This is a genomic window from Ensifer sp. 38_S197 (genome assembly GCF_056924495.1).
In genome coordinates, this window is sequence record NZ_JBXOVZ010000001.1 from 645,300 (window position 1) to 665,616 (window position 20,317).

At 60.3% G+C, this 20,317-nt stretch carries 20 protein-coding genes and 5 pseudogenes; 9 read left to right on the forward strand and 16 right to left on the reverse strand.

The features are described 5' to 3' along the window. The 3 genes from AC1Z3V_RS02825 to AC1Z3V_RS02835 are packed head-to-tail and all read left to right on the forward strand — an operon-like array spanning position 1 to position 2,259. A complete protein-coding gene (locus AC1Z3V_RS02825; protein ID WP_483497107.1) occupies positions 1–723 on the forward strand; it encodes an ABC transporter ATP-binding protein in 723 nt (240 codons plus the stop codon). 12 nt (positions 724–735) lie between these two features. Beyond that, positions 736–1,479, forward strand: coding sequence for an aspartate/glutamate racemase family protein (locus tag AC1Z3V_RS02830; RefSeq protein WP_483497108.1), 744 nt, complete (start codon positions 736–738; stop codon positions 1,477–1,479). A 12-nt stretch (positions 1,480–1,491) separates the two neighbouring features. Continuing rightward, the gene (locus AC1Z3V_RS02835; protein ID WP_483497109.1) at positions 1,492–2,259 is read left to right on the forward strand and encodes a GntR family transcriptional regulator; all 768 of its coding nucleotides are present in this window, start codon (positions 1,492–1,494) and stop codon (positions 2,257–2,259) included. Positions 2,260–2,354: 95 nt separating this feature from the next. Here the strand turns inward: AC1Z3V_RS02835 and AC1Z3V_RS02840 are convergent, their stop codons facing one another. Further along, positions 2,355–2,816, reverse strand: coding sequence for a cupin domain-containing protein (locus AC1Z3V_RS02840; protein ID WP_483497111.1), 462 nt, complete (start codon positions 2,814–2,816; stop codon positions 2,355–2,357). A 107-nt stretch (positions 2,817–2,923) separates the two neighbouring features. Here AC1Z3V_RS02840 and AC1Z3V_RS02845 point away from each other — a divergent pair, with 107 nt between their 5' ends. From AC1Z3V_RS02845 to AC1Z3V_RS02855, 3 genes and pseudogenes are all read left to right on the forward strand, one after another. Continuing rightward, on the forward strand, positions 2,924–4,480 hold the full coding sequence (locus AC1Z3V_RS02845; RefSeq protein WP_483497112.1) for a winged helix-turn-helix domain-containing tetratricopeptide repeat protein: 1,557 nt from the start codon (positions 2,924–2,926) through the stop codon (positions 4,478–4,480). A gap of 214 nt (positions 4,481–4,694) precedes the next feature. Next, the gene (locus tag AC1Z3V_RS02850; RefSeq protein WP_483497113.1) at positions 4,695–5,306 is read left to right on the forward strand and encodes a TetR/AcrR family transcriptional regulator; all 612 of its coding nucleotides are present in this window, start codon (positions 4,695–4,697) and stop codon (positions 5,304–5,306) included. 9 nt (positions 5,307–5,315) lie between these two features. Further along, positions 5,316–5,605, forward strand: a pseudogene (locus tag AC1Z3V_RS02855) (YciI family protein). Between the two features lie 147 nt (positions 5,606–5,752). On the opposite strand, the gene AC1Z3V_RS02860 reads toward AC1Z3V_RS02855, so the two are convergent. Continuing rightward, a complete protein-coding gene (locus AC1Z3V_RS02860) occupies positions 5,753–6,679 on the reverse strand; it encodes a nucleotidyltransferase and HEPN domain-containing protein (RefSeq protein WP_483497114.1) in 927 nt (308 codons plus the stop codon). A 231-nt stretch (positions 6,680–6,910) separates the two neighbouring features. On the opposite strand from AC1Z3V_RS02860, the pseudogene AC1Z3V_RS02865 reads away from it, so the two are divergent. Next, a pseudogene (locus AC1Z3V_RS02865) lies at positions 6,911–7,074 on the forward strand (cold-shock protein); the annotation flags it as partial. Positions 7,075–7,314: 240 nt separating this feature from the next. Here the strand turns inward: AC1Z3V_RS02865 and AC1Z3V_RS02870 are convergent. The 6 genes and pseudogenes from AC1Z3V_RS02870 to AC1Z3V_RS02895 form a co-directional block, all read right to left on the reverse strand. Further along, a pseudogene (locus tag AC1Z3V_RS02870) lies at positions 7,315–7,697 on the reverse strand (PIN domain-containing protein). Next, complete coding sequence (locus tag AC1Z3V_RS02875; protein WP_483497115.1) at positions 7,694–7,996, reverse strand: hypothetical protein; 303 nt, start codon at positions 7,994–7,996, stop codon at positions 7,694–7,696. Before AC1Z3V_RS02875 ends, AC1Z3V_RS02870 begins: the two are co-directional and overlap by 4 nt. Before the next feature lie 112 nt (positions 7,997–8,108). After that, a pseudogene (locus AC1Z3V_RS02880) lies at positions 8,109–8,705 on the reverse strand (recombinase family protein); the annotation flags it as partial. Continuing rightward, a complete protein-coding gene (locus AC1Z3V_RS02885) occupies positions 8,644–8,937 on the reverse strand; it encodes a hypothetical protein (RefSeq protein WP_483497116.1) in 294 nt (97 codons plus the stop codon). The gene AC1Z3V_RS02885 and the pseudogene AC1Z3V_RS02880, both read right to left, overlap by 62 nt. 151 nt (positions 8,938–9,088) lie before the next feature. Next, positions 9,089–9,397, reverse strand: a complete 309-nt coding sequence (locus AC1Z3V_RS02890) for a HigA family addiction module antitoxin (protein WP_010400830.1) — start codon at positions 9,395–9,397, stop codon at positions 9,089–9,091. Positions 9,398–9,410: 13 nt separating this feature from the next. After that, a pseudogene (locus AC1Z3V_RS02895) lies at positions 9,411–9,562 on the reverse strand (type II toxin-antitoxin system RelE/ParE family toxin); the annotation flags it as partial. A gap of 109 nt (positions 9,563–9,671) precedes the next feature. Between AC1Z3V_RS02895 and AC1Z3V_RS02900 the strand changes: the two are divergent. Both AC1Z3V_RS02900 and AC1Z3V_RS02905 read left to right on the forward strand, forming a co-directional pair. Further along, positions 9,672–10,265 carry a hypothetical protein gene (locus AC1Z3V_RS02900; protein WP_483497118.1) on the forward strand — a complete coding sequence of 198 codons (594 nt, stop codon included), beginning with the start codon at positions 9,672–9,674 and terminating at the stop codon, positions 10,263–10,265. Next, positions 10,198–11,196 carry a nucleotidyl transferase AbiEii/AbiGii toxin family protein gene (locus AC1Z3V_RS02905; protein ID WP_483497119.1) on the forward strand — a complete coding sequence of 333 codons (999 nt, stop codon included), beginning with the start codon at positions 10,198–10,200 and terminating at the stop codon, positions 11,194–11,196. The genes AC1Z3V_RS02900 and AC1Z3V_RS02905 overlap by 68 nt, the downstream gene beginning before the upstream one ends. Before the next feature lie 736 nt (positions 11,197–11,932). Here the strand turns inward: AC1Z3V_RS02905 and AC1Z3V_RS02910 are convergent. The 8 genes from AC1Z3V_RS02910 to AC1Z3V_RS02945 form a co-directional block, all read right to left on the reverse strand. Further along, positions 11,933–13,279, reverse strand: a complete 1,347-nt coding sequence (locus AC1Z3V_RS02910; RefSeq protein WP_483497120.1) for an IS5 family transposase — start codon at positions 13,277–13,279, stop codon at positions 11,933–11,935. Between the two features lie 459 nt (positions 13,280–13,738). Next, positions 13,739–14,482, reverse strand: coding sequence for an amino acid ABC transporter ATP-binding protein (locus tag AC1Z3V_RS02915; RefSeq protein ID WP_483497121.1), 744 nt, complete (start codon positions 14,480–14,482; stop codon positions 13,739–13,741). Next, entirely contained in the window at positions 14,479–15,453 is a 975-nt protein-coding gene (locus AC1Z3V_RS02920; RefSeq protein WP_483497122.1) for an amino acid ABC transporter permease, read from the reverse strand. The genes AC1Z3V_RS02915 and AC1Z3V_RS02920 overlap by 4 nt, the downstream gene beginning before the upstream one ends. Before the next feature lie 61 nt (positions 15,454–15,514). Next, positions 15,515–16,348 (reverse strand): transporter substrate-binding domain-containing protein, encoded by an 834-nt coding sequence (locus AC1Z3V_RS02925; RefSeq protein ID WP_483497123.1) that lies wholly within the window; start codon positions 16,346–16,348, stop codon positions 15,515–15,517. 144 nt (positions 16,349–16,492) lie between these two features. After that, positions 16,493–16,882, reverse strand: coding sequence for a carboxymuconolactone decarboxylase family protein (locus AC1Z3V_RS02930; RefSeq protein WP_483497124.1), 390 nt, complete (start codon positions 16,880–16,882; stop codon positions 16,493–16,495). Continuing rightward, on the reverse strand, positions 16,875–17,684 hold the full coding sequence (locus tag AC1Z3V_RS02935; RefSeq protein WP_483497125.1) for an alpha/beta fold hydrolase: 810 nt from the start codon (positions 17,682–17,684) through the stop codon (positions 16,875–16,877). Before AC1Z3V_RS02935 ends, AC1Z3V_RS02930 begins: the two co-directional genes overlap by 8 nt. Before the next feature lies 1 nt (position 17,685). Then, complete coding sequence (locus AC1Z3V_RS02940) at positions 17,686–18,762, reverse strand: LLM class flavin-dependent oxidoreductase (protein ID WP_483497126.1); 1,077 nt, start codon at positions 18,760–18,762, stop codon at positions 17,686–17,688. Positions 18,763–18,801: 39 nt separating this feature from the next. Then, positions 18,802–20,316, reverse strand: a complete 1,515-nt coding sequence (locus AC1Z3V_RS02945) for an aldehyde dehydrogenase (RefSeq protein ID WP_483497127.1) — start codon at positions 20,314–20,316, stop codon at positions 18,802–18,804. Position 20,317: the final 1 nt, after the last annotated feature.

A 20,317-nucleotide genomic window follows, 5' to 3' on the forward strand; every position in this document is an offset into this window, starting at 1 on the left:
ATGGAACCGCTCCTCAAATTCGACGACGTTGAACTCTACTACGACCACGTCTATGCCCTGAAGGGCGTGTCGATCGAGGTCAAGGAAGGGGAAACCGTCGCCCTGATCGGGGCCAACGGTGCGGGCAAGTCGTCGATCCTGCGGGCCATCACCGGCCTCAGAAAGATCCGCAAGGGGGAGATCCGCTATCGCGGCAACCGCATCGACGGCGTCGCGCCGGACGAGATCGTCCGTATGGGTATCTCGATGGTGCCCGAAGCGCGTCGCGTCTTCCCTTTCATGACTGTGCGCGACAACCTGCTGATGGGCGCCTTTACCCGCTCCGACAAGGTCGAGATCCGGCAGAGCATGGACATGGTGCTGACGCGTTTCCCGCGACTTAAGGAGCGCTACACGCAACAGGCAGGCACGATGAGCGGCGGCGAGCAACAGATGCTGGCGATCGGGCGAGCCCTGATGGCGCGCCCTCGCCTGTTGCTCCTCGACGAACCGTCACTCGGCGTCGCGCCGAAGCTGGTGCAGGACATCGCGCGTTCGATCGTGGCCATCAACCGCGACGAAAAGGTCAGCGTTCTGCTTGTCGAGCAGAACTCGCGCATGGCGCTGCGTATCTCCCAGCGCGCCTACGCGTTGACGACCGGCCGGGTTGCGCTCAGCGGAACCTCGGCGGATTTGCTGAGCGACGATCGCGTCAAACATCTCTATCTCGGCGGCGAAGTGTAGGCAGGACCGAATATGCGCATCCTCGTCATAAACCCCAATACGACGACCTCGATGACCGACAAGATCGGCAAGGCCGCGAAAATCGCCGCGTCGGCCGGAACCAAGATCATCGCAGTCAATCCGAAGGACGGTCCACCGAGCATCGAGGGCTATTTCGACGAGGCCTTCGTGGTGCCTGGCATTCTCGCCGAGATGTTCAAGGCAGGCGATATGGACGCCTATGTGATCGCCTGTTTCGACGATACAGGGCTCGATGCGGCGCGCTGCGCTACGAGCGCGCCGGTGATCGGAATAGGTGAAGCGGCGTTTCACATTGCAACGCTGATTGCCGGCAAATTCAGCGTCGTCACCACGCTCGCGCGCTCGGTGCCTGCGATCGAGCACAATCTATCGAAATACGGCCTGTCTTCTCGCTGCGCCAAGGTGCGGGCATCGGATGTCGCCGTCCTTGACCTCGAAGAACCGTGTTCTGAAGCCCGTCAAAAGATCTCGGTTGAAATTTCCCGTGCGATCATCGAAGACAAGGCGGAGGCGATCGTACTCGGTTGTGCCGGGATGGCCGATTTGGCCCACCAGCTTTCCACCGAACACGGGGTGCCGGTGATCGACGGTGTGGCCTGTGCGGTCAGGCTTGCCGAAGCCATATCGAGCTTGGGCCTGAGGACCTCGAAGGTCGGCGGTTACGCCAGCCCGCTCGCCAAGCAATTTGCCGGTCACTACGCGCCATTGTCGCCGGGGTTGAACAAGCTGCGATAAGGATGCATCGGGATGTCCAAGGACGTTGTCCGCCCGCGCAAGAGATCAAAGACGAATTCGCCAGAAGCGCCGGATATATCGGCGGCACGCGATCCGGAATCCCATAGTCGGATACCGGCCACGCGTTGGTCGCCGATTTATCACGGCCTCCGGGACGCAATCGTCGGACATCGGCTCGCTCCGGGCACGAAGCTGCCGGAAGACGAACTCGCGTCGATCTATTCGGTCAGCCGCACGGTCATCCGGGCCGCTCTCCAGGCGCTCGCCCACGACCGTCTCGTGCGACTCGAACCCAATCGGGGTGCCTTTGTCGCTCAGCCGTCAACACGGGAGGCGCGCGAGGTCTTCGAGGCGCGTGCACTGATCGAACCCCGAGTCGCCGCCCTTGCGGCGGAAGTGGCCAAGCCGGAGGACGTCCTGCTGCTGCGGCACCATCTCGAAAAGGAGCATGAAGCGCTGCATGCCGGCCGGGACAGCGACGCGATCATGCTGTCGGCGCGATTTCATGTAGGTATCGCGGAAATTGCCGGCCATTCCGTCCTGACCAGCTTCGTACGTGATCTCGTTTCCCACTCCTCGCTGATTATCGCCCTCTACTGGAAGCGGCGCGACACGACCTGCGAAAGCCACGCCCATCACGCGCTCGTCGACGCGATCGAAGCAGGCGAAGCCGCCAAGGCCGCCGAACTGATGCAGGAACATCTGCTCGACCTTCTGTCAGGCCTGGAGCTCGCCCCGCCGGCAAAGAAGCCGGAGAGCCTTGCAGAGATGCTGTGCTGATTTCTTCGCCGGACTGTCACCAAGTCCGGTCGCGCTGCATCTTCCGCATCAAGGAATGCTCTATGGTCCAGCCCAGGATTGGGAAGAGCAGCCGCTTACGCGCCGGTTGTCAAAGTCGAGTGCTGATCCGTGTCATAGCGATTTCGCAGATCGGCGAGTGCCTTTGGATCCGGTGCACCGTGCGCCGCGAGTTTCTCCAGCTCTTCAAAATAATGCTCGTGCCCGGGCGGAGAGACTGTCATCAGCACGCGCGCCGGTTTCTCGCTCACATTCGTGATGTTGTGCGGCGTGCCCGGTGGGATGAACAGATAGGTCCCGGGCGTCGCGTGGATCGTCTTGTCGCCGACATGCCACTCACATTCGCCCTCAAGCAAATAGAAGGTCTCCTCCTGCACCCGGTGAACATGCCGTCCGGTGGCGAACCCCGCCGGAATCGTCCAGTCGAACATGCTCGTGTACCTGGTATTTTCGCCAGTAACGAGGAAGACCATCGGTTGACCACGCAGTGTCACTCCGTTCTTCTCGTCGGGCATGCGGATAATGGCATCGGCGCTCATGTGACCCTCCCTTGACCACGTGCTTGCTTCTGCAAACACCCAACAAGATCGGCGCTCCGTGCCGGAAAGTCGTGAATCCATTCCTAAATATCTGCTAAAAGTGCTGAATGAAGACTGGGAACGACATCTACCAGTTCGGCCCGTTCCGTCTCGACCCGCCGGCAGGGATTTTATACCGGGGGGACGAGCCGACGATCCTTGGGCGTCGCGCCGTCGCGCTGCTACGGCGGCTGCTCGAAAGCGCCGGCGCACCGGTGTCGAAGGACGCGCTGATCGAGGCCGGTTGGGCCGGATTGGCGGTTGCCGACAACAATTTGACGGTTCAAATCGCTGCCTTGCGCCGGGTTCTGGCCGAAGCAGATGCCGAAGATTGGATCGAAACGATGCCACGACGCGGCTATCGATATGTCGGACCGACCGTTGTCACAAATGTTCCCGACATGCCACGCGACCACGCCGCACCGGCACTCATCCTGCCCGAAAAGCCCTCGATCGCCGTTCTGCCATTCTCGAACCTGAGCGGCGATCCGGAGCAGGAATATCTTGCCGATGGAATGGTCGACGACATTATTAGCGGCCTTGCGCGCGTAAAGTGGCTGTTCGTCATCGCCCGAAACTCAACCTTCGCCTACAAGGGCCACGCCGTGGACGTGAAGCAGGTCGGCCGCGAGCTTGGCGTGCGCTATGTCCTCGAAGGCAGCGTGCGCAAGGCCGGTGGCAACGTGCGCGTGACCGCGCAGATAATCGACGCATCGACCGGCGCGCATGTATGGGCCGAGCGCTACGACTGCAGTTCCGAGGACATTTTCGCGCTTCAAGACGAAATCGCGCTATCGGCGGTGGGCGCGATTGCGCCGAGCGTGCGGAAAGCGGAAATCGAGCGTGTCAGGCGGAAGCGCCCAGACAGCCTTGATGCCTACGATCTCGTGCTGCAAGCGCAACCCGACGTCGATTCAGGCATGCCCACACAGGTGACGAGAGCGCTTGCGCTTCTTGAGCGCGCGATCGCGCTCGAGCCCGCTTATGCTCTGGCGCATGGCAATGCCGCGATGTGTCACCATTGCTTGTTCCTTCGCGCGGGTCTGCAGGAGGTCAACCGTGCCGCTTCGATCCGCCATGCCCGATCCGCCATTGTCTACGGTCAAGACGACGCGCTCGCTCTGACATGGGCCGGATTTTCCATCGGCATGGACGCGCACGATCGCGCCGCTGCATTCACGGCGCTAGAGGCTGCCATCGCCATTAGCCCGTCTTCCGCCCTGACCTATATTCTCGGCAGCGTGATCCTCGGATGGGGCGGCGAAGCCGAGCGCGCGATAGAATGGAGTGAACGGGGTATACGGCTAAGCCCGTTCGATTCTTGGGCGTGGGCCGCGTTTGACGCGCAGGCAATGAGTCATTTGTTACGCGGCCGCTACGAGGATAGCTGTCGTGCAGCCTACAAGTCCGTTCAAGCCAATCCGGCACACAGCATCACTTATGTGCAATTGACGGCCGCGCTCGCCAAACTTGGCCGGATGGACGAAGCAAGGGCGGCCGCCGCGCGCGTGCTCGAGCTCCAGCCCTCTTTTCGCTACAGCCGCCAGTTTGCTGGCGTAAATTGTGCGCCGGCGCTCGCGGCCGCTCTTGGCGGCGCGTTGCAAGAGGCCGGATTGCCAGAGTAGGTGAGCCAGACAATCTCCCCGGCCACGACTTGCAAAACCCGCACCGTTTGGAAGCGTGGTTGAGGATGCGAACCGCGGAAACGCCTCGCCCGGTAAAATGCACGCGCTTCAAAATACACCTTGCAGTTTGTAGGTCAATTGTCCTAATTCACTCTAGGTCAAACGCCCTAACGAGGTAAAGCCGTTGGCACCGCACATTCAGAGGACTCGAAACGTGGTCGCCGCGACCACGCGACAGCAGATTGTCGAGGCTGCAGACAGGCTCTTCTACGAACGAGGCTTCGAGGCAACGTCCTTCGCCGACATCGCAGCCGTCGTCGGGCTTTCGCGTGGGAACTTCTACTACCACTTCAGGACCAAAGACGAGATTCTCGATGCCGTGATAGACCGCCGCCTTTCAACGACCGGGGCAATGCTCGATGCTTGGGAAATTAGGGCGGAAACCCCGATGGAGCGCATCCGCAGATTCATCAACATCCTTACCATGAACCAGGCAAAGATCGTGGCGCATGGCTGTCCGGTCGGGACGCTTTGCAACGAACTCGCCAAGCTCGATCACGCTGCCCAGGAGAATGCAGCCAAGCTTTTCACTTTGTTCCGCCACTGGCTGTCGCGCCAGTTTACGGCACTCGGCCATGACGAGGCCAATGCCGATGAGTTCGCCATGCACCTTCTCATGCGCAGCCAAGGTGTTGCGGCACTCGCGACAGCCCTGCGCGATGAGGCATTCGTGCGCCGTGAGGTCGAAGACATGTACCAGTGGCTGGCAGCGCAGCGGCCCGATCCATTTACTCATAGAGAAGCCATTTCCGTCCACAATAGCTGAGAGGCACCCATGTTCGTCGTTATGCTCAAATTCTCCGCCAACAAGGCCAAGGCACCTGTGTTGATGGAAGAACACAATGCCTGGATCAAGCGAGGCTTCGACGACGGTATCTTCCTTCTTGCCGGAAGCCTTCAGCATAACGAAGGCGGAGCGGTCCTCGCCCCATAACACCTCCCGCGCCGACCTTGAAACACGCGTTCAAGAAGACCCCTTCGTTGCGGAAGATGTCGTTGCCGCCGACATTCTTCGAGATCGCGCCCCGCCGCACGGACGATCGCCTGGCCTTTCTCACGGCGTGAGAAATGTCTGCGCTGCCATTAGCGGGGCGCCGCAGGCACTCACAGAATCAGGCCGCCACGACCGGCCGTGCGTCGGAATTTATCGATCAGGTGCGTCACAATCACCCTGGGGCTGATCGCGTGCCTATCTGCGACCAAGGCGAGGGCTCAGGTGGCGCCTGCTGCCCGTGCGTGTTCGCTCAACCGCTCCTGACAGATCGTCTCGACGAGGCGAAGAAGATGCTCCGTCCGCCCGAGGAGCCACTCGAGCCCTTCGTCGGTGATCTCGAAGTGCTTCGAATAGCGTGCTTTCACATAAGCTTCGTTGAGAACGTTGTACCAGGCGGTAAAGCGATGCTGATCGCGCGGCCAGGCTTCGATCAGCCGCTGATCTCGATCCTCGGCGAGACCGCGGAGAAATTTGAGATTGTGTGACGGCGGACTGTAGTTGGTGAGGGTGAGGAGAAGGCAGGCATAGGCCTGCTCATTGGCTTGGTGTAAGCTAAACGCAGCAAGACGGTTCCACTCGGGGGCATCACCAACCTGGCCAGCTTGCCACTGTCCGGTGCGAAGCATCAACTGGGCTTCCGTAAATCGACTCGCGAAATGCTCCTTCGCCACCCTAAGCGCATCGGCAGGCGAGAGTCGTTTCGGCTCGGCCAGAGGCCGGTCGTCGAGTTCGTAGAGCACGACGCCCTCGCGCAGGATATCGACGAAGAAATACTGTCCGTCCGCAAGGAAGTTGTTCACCTCCCGGGCACCATGGACGATCAGCCCAACCGGCGTCGACACTCCTTTGTCCCACATCAGACGGTCGGTCGCCTTGTCCCAATATTGCGGTTCTGCGAGCTTCTTCGAATTGACGATGACGAGGATATCGTAATCGGAGCGATAGCCCTTCATCGTATGCGGCTCGTCAACAAAGGTGCCGCGGGCATAGGAGCCGAACAGGATGATCTTCAAGATCCGCCCGCGCTTCTTGAAGTCGGCCGAGCCGCCCTCGAGCGCATCGGCAAACTCCTCGTGGATGATCTCCACGACGCGGGCAAGCTCGCGCTGCTTCTTCTCGGGAAGATGGTCCAGGCTCGTTTTCATACTCAACCGATAGGATAAAGACGACTCCTCGTCTACTACTGGAATTATGAGTGAGCCGGCGCCTTGACGCACGTCCATGACCCTGCGTCGCTTGCGATCCGGCGCATACGCTATGGCTGCTCTGGAACGGAATTGATGACGTTGGTTCGTGGTGTCGCATGGCGCATCGGAACCGGTGACATCCTGATCGGCATGGACTGCGTTAGGTCAGAAACCAGCGACAGCGAAAAAGACGTGTTCGTCCACATGTCAGCCGTCGAGGGGGCCTTCTACGCGATCGTCAAAAGGTCAACCACGAGGTTGGCCAGGATCGCAAGACCCGAAAATCGCGAGCCGAAAACGTCAAGTGCGCCGTGAATACGCGCTTGACGGCGTCTGTCTCGCTGAACAACTAGCACCCGGTCTGGGGATTGAAGTACCCCATCGTGAAGCGTGCTACGGGCAGGAGGCTTTCCCGCCATTGACGTGCCAATGCGGTGAACACGTTAGACTGCACGTCAGGTGTTCAGGTCTGACGAACTTTTAATTCTGTTTCTCTCGAATGATATTCGCAGCTACGCCTCTACGCTGGAGGCAAGCGCGCCCTTGTTTCTGGTCGCGCCCTAACAGAAGATCGTCGGCGTTCCCATCTTCCGTCAGGCCAATGAGCTGATACTCGATGGGTACAGGCGGCGCAGCGGATTTATGATCTGAAGCCCTACGAACTCTTTTTCGTTGTCCGTCACCACAACGCAGTCATTTGCCCCGGCGACGGCGGCAATGATCATGTCGAGCGCATTGCGGGGGCGGCCGGCCGCCTTTCCCTCCGCCATGAGCCGCGCCTGCCCGGCGAACCATGCGTCGAGTGCATCACGCTTTTTGCCGCGCGGCTTTTCCAGAATGCCGCGCCGGATTTCGGCGATGTCAGCGAGGCAATAAACAAATCCTCATCGCGCTGCTCCCCCATCCAGGCCAGCAGCGACTCCGACGGCGTAGGCTTTACGATATTGCTGATGATGTCGAGAAGGTAGCGCGTCACAGATCGACCTTGCGCCCCTCTTCACGCGGGCGGGAAAGGTCGAGTTCGGCGCCGACAAGGGGCGAGCGCCCCAGAGCGGTTAGGATATTTCCGGGCTTCGCCGGCTTGCCGGCGACGGCTGTCTTAACAGCCGAGCGGACGTGCTCCGCTTCCGGGCCTTCTTCAGCCAAATGGCGCGCAAGTGTGCGGATCAGTTCACGGTCGGATTCAAGCGCCATAATCTGGAAGCGAGTGAGCCCCCGCTGCGTCAGGCGCGCGCGATAATTCTGCGTCGCTCTTTTCTGTGCGGCATTGCCCATGGCTACCCTCCAACTATGTCTGGACATATAGTCCGCATTTGTAGCCCGACAGTAAGGCAGGACGGCAGAGCTTTCCGACGGTTTTGGCGCGTTCTCAAGGCTGCGCCATCGTCAGGTCGACGGCAATCGCCTTCGTGCTTTTGCCAGAGGCAAATTCGCGGCGGCGTACGGTGTCGGCTTCTTCAGAGATGATTTCCCGGTCGCCCCGCATCGGCTCGCCGTTGGCGTCGGTCTGCTTGACCACCTTGTAGCCGTAGCAAAGCCCGCCGCCCGCCTTGCCTTTCTCGACACGTCCGCGAAGGCCGCGACGGGTCTTCATGGCGAAGTCTTTCAGTACAGGGCGTTCATCGTGCCATTCAGGCCGACGTGAAGCTTGGAGATTTCGCCCTCAGCCAAGGTGACGATAGTGACGCCCGCGAATTTCAGATGCTTGTAGAGGGTCGCCACATCCGCCTGATCGCGGCTGATGCGGTCCAGCGCCTCGGCGAGCACCACGGTAAAGTCGCCGCGCTGCGCATCACGGATCAGCCGCTGGATGCCATGGCGCAGAACCGTGCTTGCGCCGGATATGGCCGCATCCTCATAGGAACCGACGATCTGCCACCGCTCCTGCGCCGCGCGCTCCCGGACAAAGCCAGAACTGGTCCTCAATCGACGCCTCGCTCTGGTTGTCGGACGAATAGCGCGCGTAAAGCGCAGCGCTGATCATGGGCGGTGCTCCGTAAAATCCTCGAAGGCGCATTGTCATTGGCGGCAGAGGCTTGCAGCCGGGCAAAATCCTCCCGCGCCATCTGCCGCCCGATCAGACGGGCAATGTCGAGCACCACCCGATCCAGCTTTTCCATGGGCGCAACATGCTCTCCGCCCTCCGCCTCTCTTTCGGACTTGTTGTCGTTGGCCGGTATCCTGCCGCCCCACCCGTCTTTCCCACTGTCTTCCATGCCGTGCGCTCCAAGCTGTTTTTGAGTCAAACAGGCAGGAAGCGGGACCGGATTCAGACTGTGTAGGCATAAAACGCGAGGGTGCGGCCATGGCGTAGCATCGGCGGCACATAGGACGGATTAGTATCCAAACCCGGCCGCACAACCTCCATCATGCCGCATCCTTCAACGGGCGCGCACGTTCCACACGCTCGCGTTCCTTCGGTGTGTTCATCACTTCCCAGAGATCGTTGCGCCGCTGTACGTTCAGCCAGAAGTCAGGACTGTTGCCGAAGACGCGCGCAAGGATGAGCGCCGTCGCGGCGGTCACGTTCCTGCGGTTGCCGCACAATTCGTTGACGTGCTTGCGCTGCACGCCCATCGCCTCGGCAAGCGCACCCTGCGTCAAGCCCATCGGCTCCATGAACTCTTCGGTTAAAATCTCGCCGACGGTGGCCGGCTTGCGCTTGGTGGTCAGCATGTTCGCCTCGCTTTCATCGGTAGCTGTGATCGTCCAGATAAATCCCGGCCGCCTCGCCGCGTTCGCCATCCCAGCGGAAGATCAGTCGCCATTGCTGGTTGACGCGGATCGAAGGAAGCCCGCCAGATTGCCGCGCAGCTTCTCGAAATGATTGCTGGGCGGCAGCGACCAGACAGCGATACGCCATCCGGTGGGCTTCCGACATGCATGAATTTTAAATGAAAATACTTGCACAATCCTTCCTCTGCCCTATCTTGAAGGTCAGGTGATAAACATGGCCAGATCGGACGAACTGAAACAACATCTGATTCCGGGCAAGGTCTATCGCAGGGCAGACCTGACGCGATGGACCGCCTCTGTGGATCGGGACATCAGGAAGTTGCTGGATGCCGGCGAGCTGACAAAGCTCTCCGGCGGTGTCTACGTGCGCCCGAAAACCACTAGCTTCGGGCGCGCTCCGGCCGGTGACCACGATCTCGTGGAAGCGTTTCTCAAAGACAAGCGGTTTCTGCTGCTGACGCCGAATGCCTATAATACGCTCGGCGTCGGCGCTACACAGCTTTATAACGAAACCGTTGTGTATAACAGGAAGCGCCATGGCCGCTTCAAGCTAGGCAACCGGGTCTATGATTTCCGGATGAAGCCCGAGTTTCCAGCGATCATAACCAAAGAATTCCTGCTGGTCGATCTGGTCAACAACCTTAAGCGGCTTGCCGAGGACGAAACCCAGGTACTGGGACGCGCGAGGATGGTGGCGAGAGAACTCGATCAGGATACCTTGCGACAGGCTGCTGACGACTATGGCGGCGTGCGGGCCAAGAAGTTCTTCAAAGACGTCTTCGTCGAATTGGAAGCTGCTGATGGCTGATTATCTGCATCGGCACCCGGAATTTGCAGACCTGCTTCGCATCGTCGGCGAGGAAATCGGCATTCTCCCTGCCCTCGTCGAGAAAGACTATTGGATCATGCATTGCCTCTTCGGCCTGAAGCAGGCAGGTTACTCCTTCGAATTGAAAGGCGGCACATCGCTTTCCAAAGGCTTCGGAATTATCGACCGCTTCTCCGAAGACATCGATCTCAGGATAAATCCGACTAAAGGAATGACTGTCGCCGTCGGACGCAATCAGAACAAAGCGAAACAGATCGAAAGCCGGCGGAATTTCTATGACAGGCTGGCAGAAGAAATCTCGATCGACGGAATAACCAGCATTGAGCGGGATCATATCTTCGATGACGAGAAGTTTCGAAGCGGCGGCATCCGCTTGCATTATCCTGCCGCAACCTCCGATGAAACGGACCTGAAGGAAGGCGTTCTCCTGGAAATCGGATTCGACGATGTTACACCAAACAGGCCGGTCAATATCAGCTCATGGGCATACGATTTTGCAGCCGACAAGGTGAACATTGCCGACAATCGCGCGCTCGGTATCGCCTGCTACCATCCCGGCTACACACTGGTGGAAAAGCTTCAGACCATTTCCACGAAATTCCGCAAGCAGCGCGAAACCGGAGAATTCCCCGCGAACTTCCTGCGGCACTATTATGATGTCTACGCGCTTCTCGGAAATACCGAGGTTCTCGAATTTCTCGGCAGCGACCGCTACTTCGCGCACAAGGAAAAGCGGTTCCGGTCTGAGGAGCGGGATCTGACGATCAATCTAGCCTTCAACATCACTAACGACGCCATCTTCGCTGAATATCAGGCAGCCTATCGCAGCACGAGGTCCCTATATTATCGAGAGCGTCCCACCTTCGAACAGATCATTGAGCGTATAAGAGAATTCGCGCCGCAGCTTTGATGGAATTGGGGCACAATCGCCTTGAACCGGCTCGCACCCCTGGCTGATTTTCTCAAACCATTGATAGGTATCATGCGATGTGGACGGTATCGCAAGGGAATGGCGAGGAGATAGAGCGCTCGTGCCATACAACTGGCCGGAATGATAACCGCAATGAGAGGCGCGGTCCCAACGAGAAGAACCCGTCCCCTGAGCGCGGCGATGGCGCTCCGGCTAACCTCCTTGCCCAAAAATATCTGACGGCTCACCGTGGTCGGCTGGAAATATCCCACTGCCATCAGCACTATTGCCTCGAACTCCGACAGCGCCCAGCCCCTCCTCGCGTCGGCGTGGAAGACGATCGAATGATCTCAGGGAATCTTGGCCGAGTGCGGTGTTGCCATTCGCGCCGTGATTCTTGGGACGGCGGCTACCCAGCGCTAGCGATCAGCCTCCGCTGTGCATCTATCGATTTTGAAATTTGTGTTCGGCGGGGACTTAGCATTTGATCGTAGCGCTTTGGCGTACTGGATCGCGGTTTTGGGCTATTGTGGGATAGTATGGAGTAGTAAATGGTTGCGGGGGCAGGGTTTGATCTTAATTTGCGAACGTCGCAGCCGCCCAACGCTCTATTAAATATTGTTCTCGCCGACGACCGCAACGGTCTATTTCGTACAGCAGCGTAGACGATTCACCGACGTCAAACGAATTCGGAAACGCATATCACTGAGAAGTCGACCGTGAAGAATGACCGTCGTTAAGCGGCACGCGGTTTCGGTTCGCTGTGCAGCCAGGCGAGCAGCAACCACAAAAGCATCCTCAACCAGTTGAGGAGGAGCGAGAAGTTGTAGCCGGCGGCGGCCAGGACGACGTTGATGGCGTCGCCGTGTTCGCCGGCGAGATAGTTGCGGCCCATGCGATGCTCGGCCTTGAAATGGCCGATGACTGGCTCGACCGCCGAGCGGCGGCGCATTTCGCGCTTGATTGCCGGGGTGACGCGGCGCTTCTGGCCGCTGGTGAAGACCCGGAACCGATGGCTTTCAGGGGCACTGTGGCCGCGGTAGCCGGCGTCGGCGAGGATGCGCTCGATCTCGTTGCCGATGGTGTTCTCGATGTCGGGAATGACGGTCGCCAGCGTGTGGCCGTCATAGGGATTGCCGGGCAGAGCCTTGACATGCAGGGCGAACTGGCCGCCCTTCGAGCGCTTGAGCGTGGTGGCGACCGAGACCTTGACGCCGAATTCGTACGGCCTGTGCGCCTTGCCCTTGCCGATGCATTCGACCTCCGGCGCATGCAGGCTGAAGATTTTGCGGCCGCGCTGGCGCTGCCGCTGCTCCAGCACCGTCGCTGCCTGATGGAGCGGCCAGAGGAACACGGCCCGCAGCTTCTCGTCCTTGCCGATCTGGCGGCGAATGTCGCGGACGGTGCGGCCGAGATAGGTCCTGAGGGTCCGCAAGGCCTTGTTGGCCCGCTTGAACTGCTTGGCGTGGGCGTAGCGCTGGTGCTTGATCAGCGCCAGCTTGCCGACCCGGACATAGGTCTGGCGCAGCTTCACACCGGTCTTCTTTGCCAGTCGCACCAGTCGCTCGCGCGCCCGGTGGATCAGCTTCGCGTCGGTCGGGAACATGACGTTCTTCGGCTGCACGGTGGTATCGACGATCACCCGGCGGGTATCGGACGGCTGCATCGCCCCGGTCTTGACCGCAACCGCCAGGCTTTCCTGCAACAGCGCCGTCAGCCGCTCCTCGCCCATGCGGCCCCGCCAGCGCGTCATCGACGAGCGGTCGAAGGGCAGGTCGTGGCGGAAGAACTCTTCACCGCAGAGATACTGGAAATAAGGGTTCTCCACCCAACGGGCGCACAGCTCCTCGTCCGACAGGTTGAAGGTATGCTTGAGGATCGCCAGTCCGGCCATCAGCCGCGTCGGCAGCGGCGGCATGCCGGGGCCATCGGAATAGACCGCGCCGAAGCGCCGCTCCAAAAGCGGCCAGTCGATCGCCTGCGCCAGCCGCACCAGTTCGTGCGTCCTGTTGATGATCTGATCCAGTCGGGCGCGGAACAGGTCCTGCTCTCCCGTCTCGCGCCGCTCGCGTGGTCTCGACATCGCCGCTCCTCGATTCACCGCCGCTAAAACGAGTGAATCACGCCGCGCCGAAGCAGCAAACCGCAAAATCATATTGCAAGAAAAGCGCCCTCAGCGAGCGCCTTTCTTGCAACACTGCATCGCAGGAAAGCGGAAATTACCGCGTGTTATCAGAGACGTACGGATAGTTCACGGACGACTGAGAAATCTGCATATATTTTCGCGATAGTGATGGCGTAATTTATGCAAGTAGCAGGTTACGACCTGCCGAGACGTCACAATGCGAGTTCGATGGGCCTCGCATTGTGAATGCGCCAGCGGATAGCAATCTGACGTCTACGTCGCTTCAACTTGGCAGGGCCACCTACGTAGAGAACGCTTCCCTGTTCCCGATATTGAGTGACGGCGTGACCAGCGGCGCAGCGTTCACATCTACGGTCTGCATTGAACCATCCTTTATTATGACCAATAAGCCGGCAATCAGTGCTTTAAAATCTGGCTCAAGAAGAGCTTGGTCCGCTCGTGCTGCGGATTGGTGAAGAAGTCATGAGGCTTGCCTTCCTCCACGATTTGGCCCGAATTCATGAAAATCACCCGGTCGGCGACGGCGCGGGCGAAGCCCATCTCGTGGGTGACGCAGACCATCGTCATACCGTCCTTCGCCAGACCCGTCATCGTCTCCAGCACTTCCGAAACCATCTCTGGATCGAGCGCCGAAGTCGGTTCGTCGAACAGCATGACCGCCGGCTGCATGCAGAGCGAGCGGGCGATGGCGACGCGCTGCTGCTGACCGCCAGACAGCTGGATCGGATATTTGTTGGCCTGTTCGGGAATGCGCACGCGCTCAAGGAATTTTAGCGCCGTCTTCTTGGCCTCCGCCTCCGGCACGCCCTTGATCCACATTGGACCCACCATGCAGTTCATCAGCACCGTCATATGCGGGAAGAGATTAAAGTGCTGAAACACCATGCCGACATTCTTGCGCACTTCGCCGACGTTGCGCATCTTGTTGTGCAGTGTGATGCCGGTAACCGAAATTTCGCCTTCCTGATGCGCTTCCAGCCTGTTGAAACAGCGGATCAGCGTTGACTTGCCGGAGCCCGAGGGACCGCAGACGACGATACGCTCGCCCTTACTGACCGTCAGGTTGATATCCTTCAGCACCCGGAACGCGCCGTACCACTTGGAAACGTTCTTCGCTTCGATGATCTTGTCGCCGTTCATCGGACCTTGCTCCTGGCGTAGTGACGCTCGATGCGGGATTGGATGAGCTCCAGGCAGATCGACATGATCCAGTAGAGCATGGCGGCGGAGATCAGCATTTCCATGTGCTGGAAGGTCTTCTGCCCCAGCGTACGGGCTAGGAACATCAGCTCCCAGACACCGATGACCGAGACCAGCGAGCTGTCCTTAAGCATGGAGATGAACTGGTTGCCGGTTGGCGGGATGATGACCGGCAGCGCCTGCGGCAAGATAATCTTCCGCATGGTGATGCCGAAGCCGAAGCCGATCGAGCGCGAGGCCTCCCACTGGCCGCGGTCGATGCTCTGAATGCCCGAACGGAAAATCTCCGTCATGTAGGCGCCGTAGCAGAGCGAAAGGGCGAGGATGCCGGCCGGCACTGCGTCGATCACGAAGCCGAGCTGCGGCAGGCCGAGATAGATCAGATAGACCTGCATGAGGAGCGGCAGGCCGCGGAAGAACGAGGTGTAGAAGCTGGCGATCGCATAGGCAAAGCCATTGGTCGAGAGCTTGGCGACCGCGCCGAGAATGGCAATCGCCGAGGCAATGACGATCGAAACGGCGGACACATAGATCGTCGTCACCAGGCCCTGGGTGATCATGAAGGGCAGTTTTTCGACGATGAACGGCAGGCTCAGATGAAATGTCGCGAAGAAGGCGAGGAACAGAAGCAGCAGCTCCAGCCAGACGACGGCGATCTGCACCCTGAGGGGCGCAAAGCCGATCAGCACGACATTGAGCACGAAGATAACGGATATGACGAAGGCGATCGCCAAGCGTCCGTAAAGGCCGCTGACGGAGGGGTCGCCGATCACGGGACGCATCAATTCGCCCATCGCTGTGCCGGTCATGTTGAACATCAGGAAGAAAGCCAGCACGACCGCAAATATCGTCGCGATGAACCACGGCTTATGGACGAGCACTTCAGACTCGACGGTATCGGGATAAAGCATCTCTTGTCCCTTGCGGCAAATCGACGGTCCGATTGCCCGGACCGTCCGTTTCTGGCGGTAGTTACTTTACGACCGTGTAGTCGACGCCATACCACTTCACGGAGAGCTTGCTCAGTGTGCCGTCCGCCTGCATGCCCTTCACGGCTTCGGCGATCTTGTCGTTGAATTCCTTGTCGCCATGCTCGATGGCAACAGCGAGCGGCTCGTAGAAGACGGGGTCGCCGATCTGTTTGATCGGGTAACCGGCCTTCACCGCGTCGAGAATGCTTGGCAGCGACGAGACGACCGCATCGAGACGGGTCCCATCACCGAGACGCAGATCGTCGAAGGCGGTGGTCGAGTTGGCGTAGGACTTCACTTCCTTCGGCTTGAACTCGTACTTGAAGGGAGGCGCGCCGGCCGCATCGAGCGTCAGGTCGCCCTTGGCATAGGCTTCGAAAGTCGAGGTTGCCGTGGTGCCGACCACCTTGCCGTCGAGATCAGAAAGCTTGGTCGCCTTGCTGTCCTTGTGAACGGCAACGGCTGCCGGGGTATAGTAGTAGACGGCCGGAAAATCGAAGATCTCCGCGCGCTTCTTGGTCGGCGTCATCGAGCCGACATGCATGTCCCAGCGGCCGGCCCAGTTGCCGGCGGTGATGATGTCCCACCCCGGGGTGACGAACTCGACCTTCATGCCGAGGCGCTTGCCGATATCCTTAGCGACATCGACGTCGAAACCATCGAGTTCGTTCTTTTCGTTCATGAAGGATTGCGGCGCCCAGTTGGCGTCGGTCGCAACCTTCAGATTCTTGGCCGCCATGACGCGGTCGAGGACGGCGCCGGCATTAGCCGGGAGGGCGGCGAAGGCTACGGCAAGCGACACTGCCGCTGCGGAAATCTTGCTCAGTCTGTTCATGCGATGGTTCCCTTTATTGTCATTCTTGGTTTTTGACCCGGGCTCATTCCCGTACCGTCATGCAATCTTGATATCGAAGAGACCTTTTCGTCTTCCGGCGATCTGAAGCAGCCGCAGGCCGGTCGCTTCCTTGAATCATGGAAGTCAGAGTTCTCCTTTCTGTCGCATCTCATCGCGGATGGAGCGGGCGACCCTGAAGGCTTCGACGCCGGCGGGAATGCCGCAATAGACGGCGATCTGGACGAGGGCTGCGCGCAGTTCCTCCTCGGTCAGGCCGTTACGGATCGCGCCGCGGAAGTGGATGCCGAATTCGTGCATGCGGTTCAGCGCGGCCAGCATGCCGAGGTTCAGGAGGCTGCGCTGCTTGAGGTCCAGGCCGCAGTCAGTCCAGACCGTGCCCCAGCAATATTCGTTGAGCACATCCTGAAACGGTGCCGAGAAGCTGTCGGCGCCGTCGATGGCGCGGTCGACATAGTCATCACCCAGCACCTTGCGCCGAATGGCTTCGCCGCTCTTTCTAAGCGCTTCATCCACAGTTCGCCTCCTTGGTGGTCAGGAAACCGCGCATCAGATCGGCCACCGTCTGCGGCGCCTCGATCAGGATGGAGTGACGCAGGCACGGCAGGATCGACAGCGTCGAGCCCGGGATGCGCTCGTGCATGTAGCGCGCCATGCGCGGATTGGACCCGGCATCGTCCTCGCCGGTCGCAATCAGCGTCGGGCAGCGAATCTGGTCGAGGAAGCCGCCAAAGTCGGTCTCGGCGAGCACGCGGTAGGCAGCCGCATAGCATTCCGGATCGTTCTCGGCATCGCGCTCGCGAAGCCTTGCGATGACCTCCGGGTTCGCGGTCTGAAACTCTTCCGTCAGCCAGCGTGACAGCGAGGCGTTGTGATGGTCGGCAGGGGTGCCAGCACGCAGCGCCGCAAGCCGCTCCAGAACCCGCGTCCGCTCTTCCGGTGTCCGGCCGGCCACCGTGGAGAGAAGCACCAGCTTGCGCAACCGGTCCAGGTGGGTCAGCGCCAAGCGCTGGGCGATCAGCCCGCCGAGCGAGAAGCCGGCGAGATTGAAGGTCGAGAAGCCTGCCTTGTCGGCGAGCGCCAGCGCCTCGTTGACGAAATCGTCGATCTCGTAGCGGCCCTTCACCCGGCTCGATTGGCCGTGGCCGCGCAAGTCGAAGGTCAGGATCGTGAAACTATCCTTCAGGCGCTCGACGACGCCTGACCATGCATCGAGATAGGAGCCGACGCCGTGGATGCAGACCAGCGGCTCGCCGCTGCCATCGATCCGGTAGTTGAGCGTCACGTCTCCGACGGTATGGCGCTGTGCCTCTGCCATGTCAGCCTGCCGCCGCCTTGCGCTGCTTGTCCTTTTCGCGCGCGGCGAAGACGGGCATGATTTCCTTGACGAAGAGCTCGATCGTCCGCTTCTGCAGCTCGAAGGGCAGATTGAAGGTCAGGCCGAGGCAGTACTGATCGACACCGGCTGCCTCATAGACCAGCAACTTCTCGATCGCCTCGTCAGGCGTGCCGAACATCAGGTTCTTGCGGATATTGTCCGGATTGTAGTTGTCCTTGCCCTTGACCGCTTCGTAGGGCACGGCTTCCGGGAAGCCATCGCGGACGGTGCCGATATTCTGCATCAGGTTTTCGAAGGCGCGGCCGTAGTCCATGCTGTGCTTGACCGCCAGTTCCCAGCCATCAGCCTTGTCGTAGACGCAGGTGCGGCGCTGCATCATGAAGCGCGGGCGCGGGACCTCGGGATGATCCGCAACTGCCTTGTTGAACTTGTCGGCCAGAACCTGGATCTCGGCTGCCGGTTGCGACAGCGGCGTGGAGAGAATGCTGGCGCCATTGGCGATCGCCCAGTCGAAGGAGCCGGGATCACGGGCTGCGACCCAGATCGGCGGATGCGGCTGCTGCAGCGGTTTCGGCACCGACGTCGCGACCGGGAATTTCCAATAGTGCCCGTCATGGGCATAATCGCCGGCCCAGAGCTTCTTCACAGCCGGAACGATCTCCTTCATGTAGGCGACGCCTTCCTGCTGCGGCATGCCGCCGGCCATCCGGTCGAACTCGTACTGGTAGGAGCCGCGGGCGATGCCGAATTCCAGGCGACCATTGGTCAGGTGATCGCAGAGCGCGGATTCGCCGGCGAGCCGGATCGGGCTCCAGTAAGGGGCAACAAGCGTCGAAGTGCCGAGGCGGATCTGCTCGGTATGCTGCGCCAGCCAGACCAGCGTCTGGAACGGATTGGGAGAGATCGTGCACTCGATGGTGTGATGCTCGGCGGTCCACAGCGCCTCGAAGCCGCCCTCGTCGGCCATGCGCGCCAGGTCCAGAAGGTTGTTCTTCACTCTCGACATCGGAACGTCTGGCGAGAAGCGCTCCATGGTCAGCGATACTGCGAATTTCATCTGCTTGCCTCCCTTGCGGGTTCAGTTTTGTACGTGCCGTCACTTCAGACGGATGACGAAGGGATCCTGCATGGCGCCGGAATAATCGATGATGACGTTCTTCAGCCGCGAGAATTCGTGCATCACCTCGAAGCCGCCGCGCCGCCCGTAGCCGCTCTCCTTGAAGCCGCCATTGGCGGACATGAAAGATGCCGATCGATAGGTATTGACCCAGACGGTGCCGGCTTCGATCTGGTTGGCGAAGCGCAGCGCCCGATCGATATCCTTGGTCCAGATGCCGGAGGCGAGGCCGTAGTGACTGTCATTGGCGAGCGCGATCATCTCGGCCTCGTCGCGGAACGGCATGACGCCGACGACGGGCCCGAAAATTTCGTCGCGCATAAAGCCCATGTCATTCTGGGCATCCACCATGACCGTTGGCTCGTAATACCAGCCGCCGCTCGAGAGGCCTTTCTTCTGCGGCCGCCGGCCGCCGGCAGCGACCTTGGCACCTTCCTTGACGCCTGAGGCGACATAGCCCTCGACCTTGGAAAGCTGATCGGCGAGCGCCAGCGGGCCGATATCGGTGTCATCAACAGTCGGCAGGCCGACACAGATACGGGCCGTGCGGGCGATCAGCGCATCGATGAACTTGTCGTAGATGCTGGCCTCGACGAAGCAGCGCGAACCGGCAACGCAGGTCTGCCCCGCCGCGGCAAAGACGCCCGAGACAACGCCGTTGACGGCGTGCTCGATCTCGACATCGCCGAAGACGACATGCGGCGATTTTCCGCCGAGCTCCATCGAGCAGGGGACAAGGTTCTGCGCGGCATTTCCGGCAATGCGGCGGCCGGTCGCGGTGCTGCCGGTGAAGACATATTTGGCGACGCCCGGATGGCGGGTCAGCGCCTCGCCGGCGCTCTTGCCGGTGCCGGTGACGACGTTGACGACACCGGCCGGAAAACCTGCTTCATGGATGAGTTCGGCGAGCGCCAGCGTCGAGGCGGTCGCGTGTTCCGACGGCTTGATGACGACGGTGTTGCCGATCGCCAGACACGGCGCCAGCGTACCGGTCAGAAGCATCAGCGGCGAATTCCACGGCGTGATCATGCCGACGACGCCGAGCGGTTCGCGGAGGTTGATGTTCAGCGTATCCATCCGGTTGATCGGGATGGTGTCACCCTGCAGCTTGTCGGCCATGCCGGCGAAATAGTGATAGCTATCCGGCATCGAGCGCATTTGCGCCCGGGTTTCCTTGAGCAGCTTGCCGTTGTCGCGTGTCTCGATTTCGGCAAGCATATCGGCATTGGCGCGGACGAGTTCTGCGAGTTTGCGCACCAGTGCGCCGCGGTCGGTCTGCGTCATGCGCCGCCAGGCTGGATTGCGGAAGGCGGCATTTGCGGCTGCGACGGCCGCCGCGACATCATCGGCATCGGCTTCCGCAAACTCGTACCAAGGCGTGCCCGTGGTCGGATCGTAGCTGGCAATATAGTTGCCATTCTTCGGCGACACGAATTCGCCGTTGATGAACAGGCCCTGGCGCGAGCCTTCGATGGAGCTGACTGACGTCTTCATC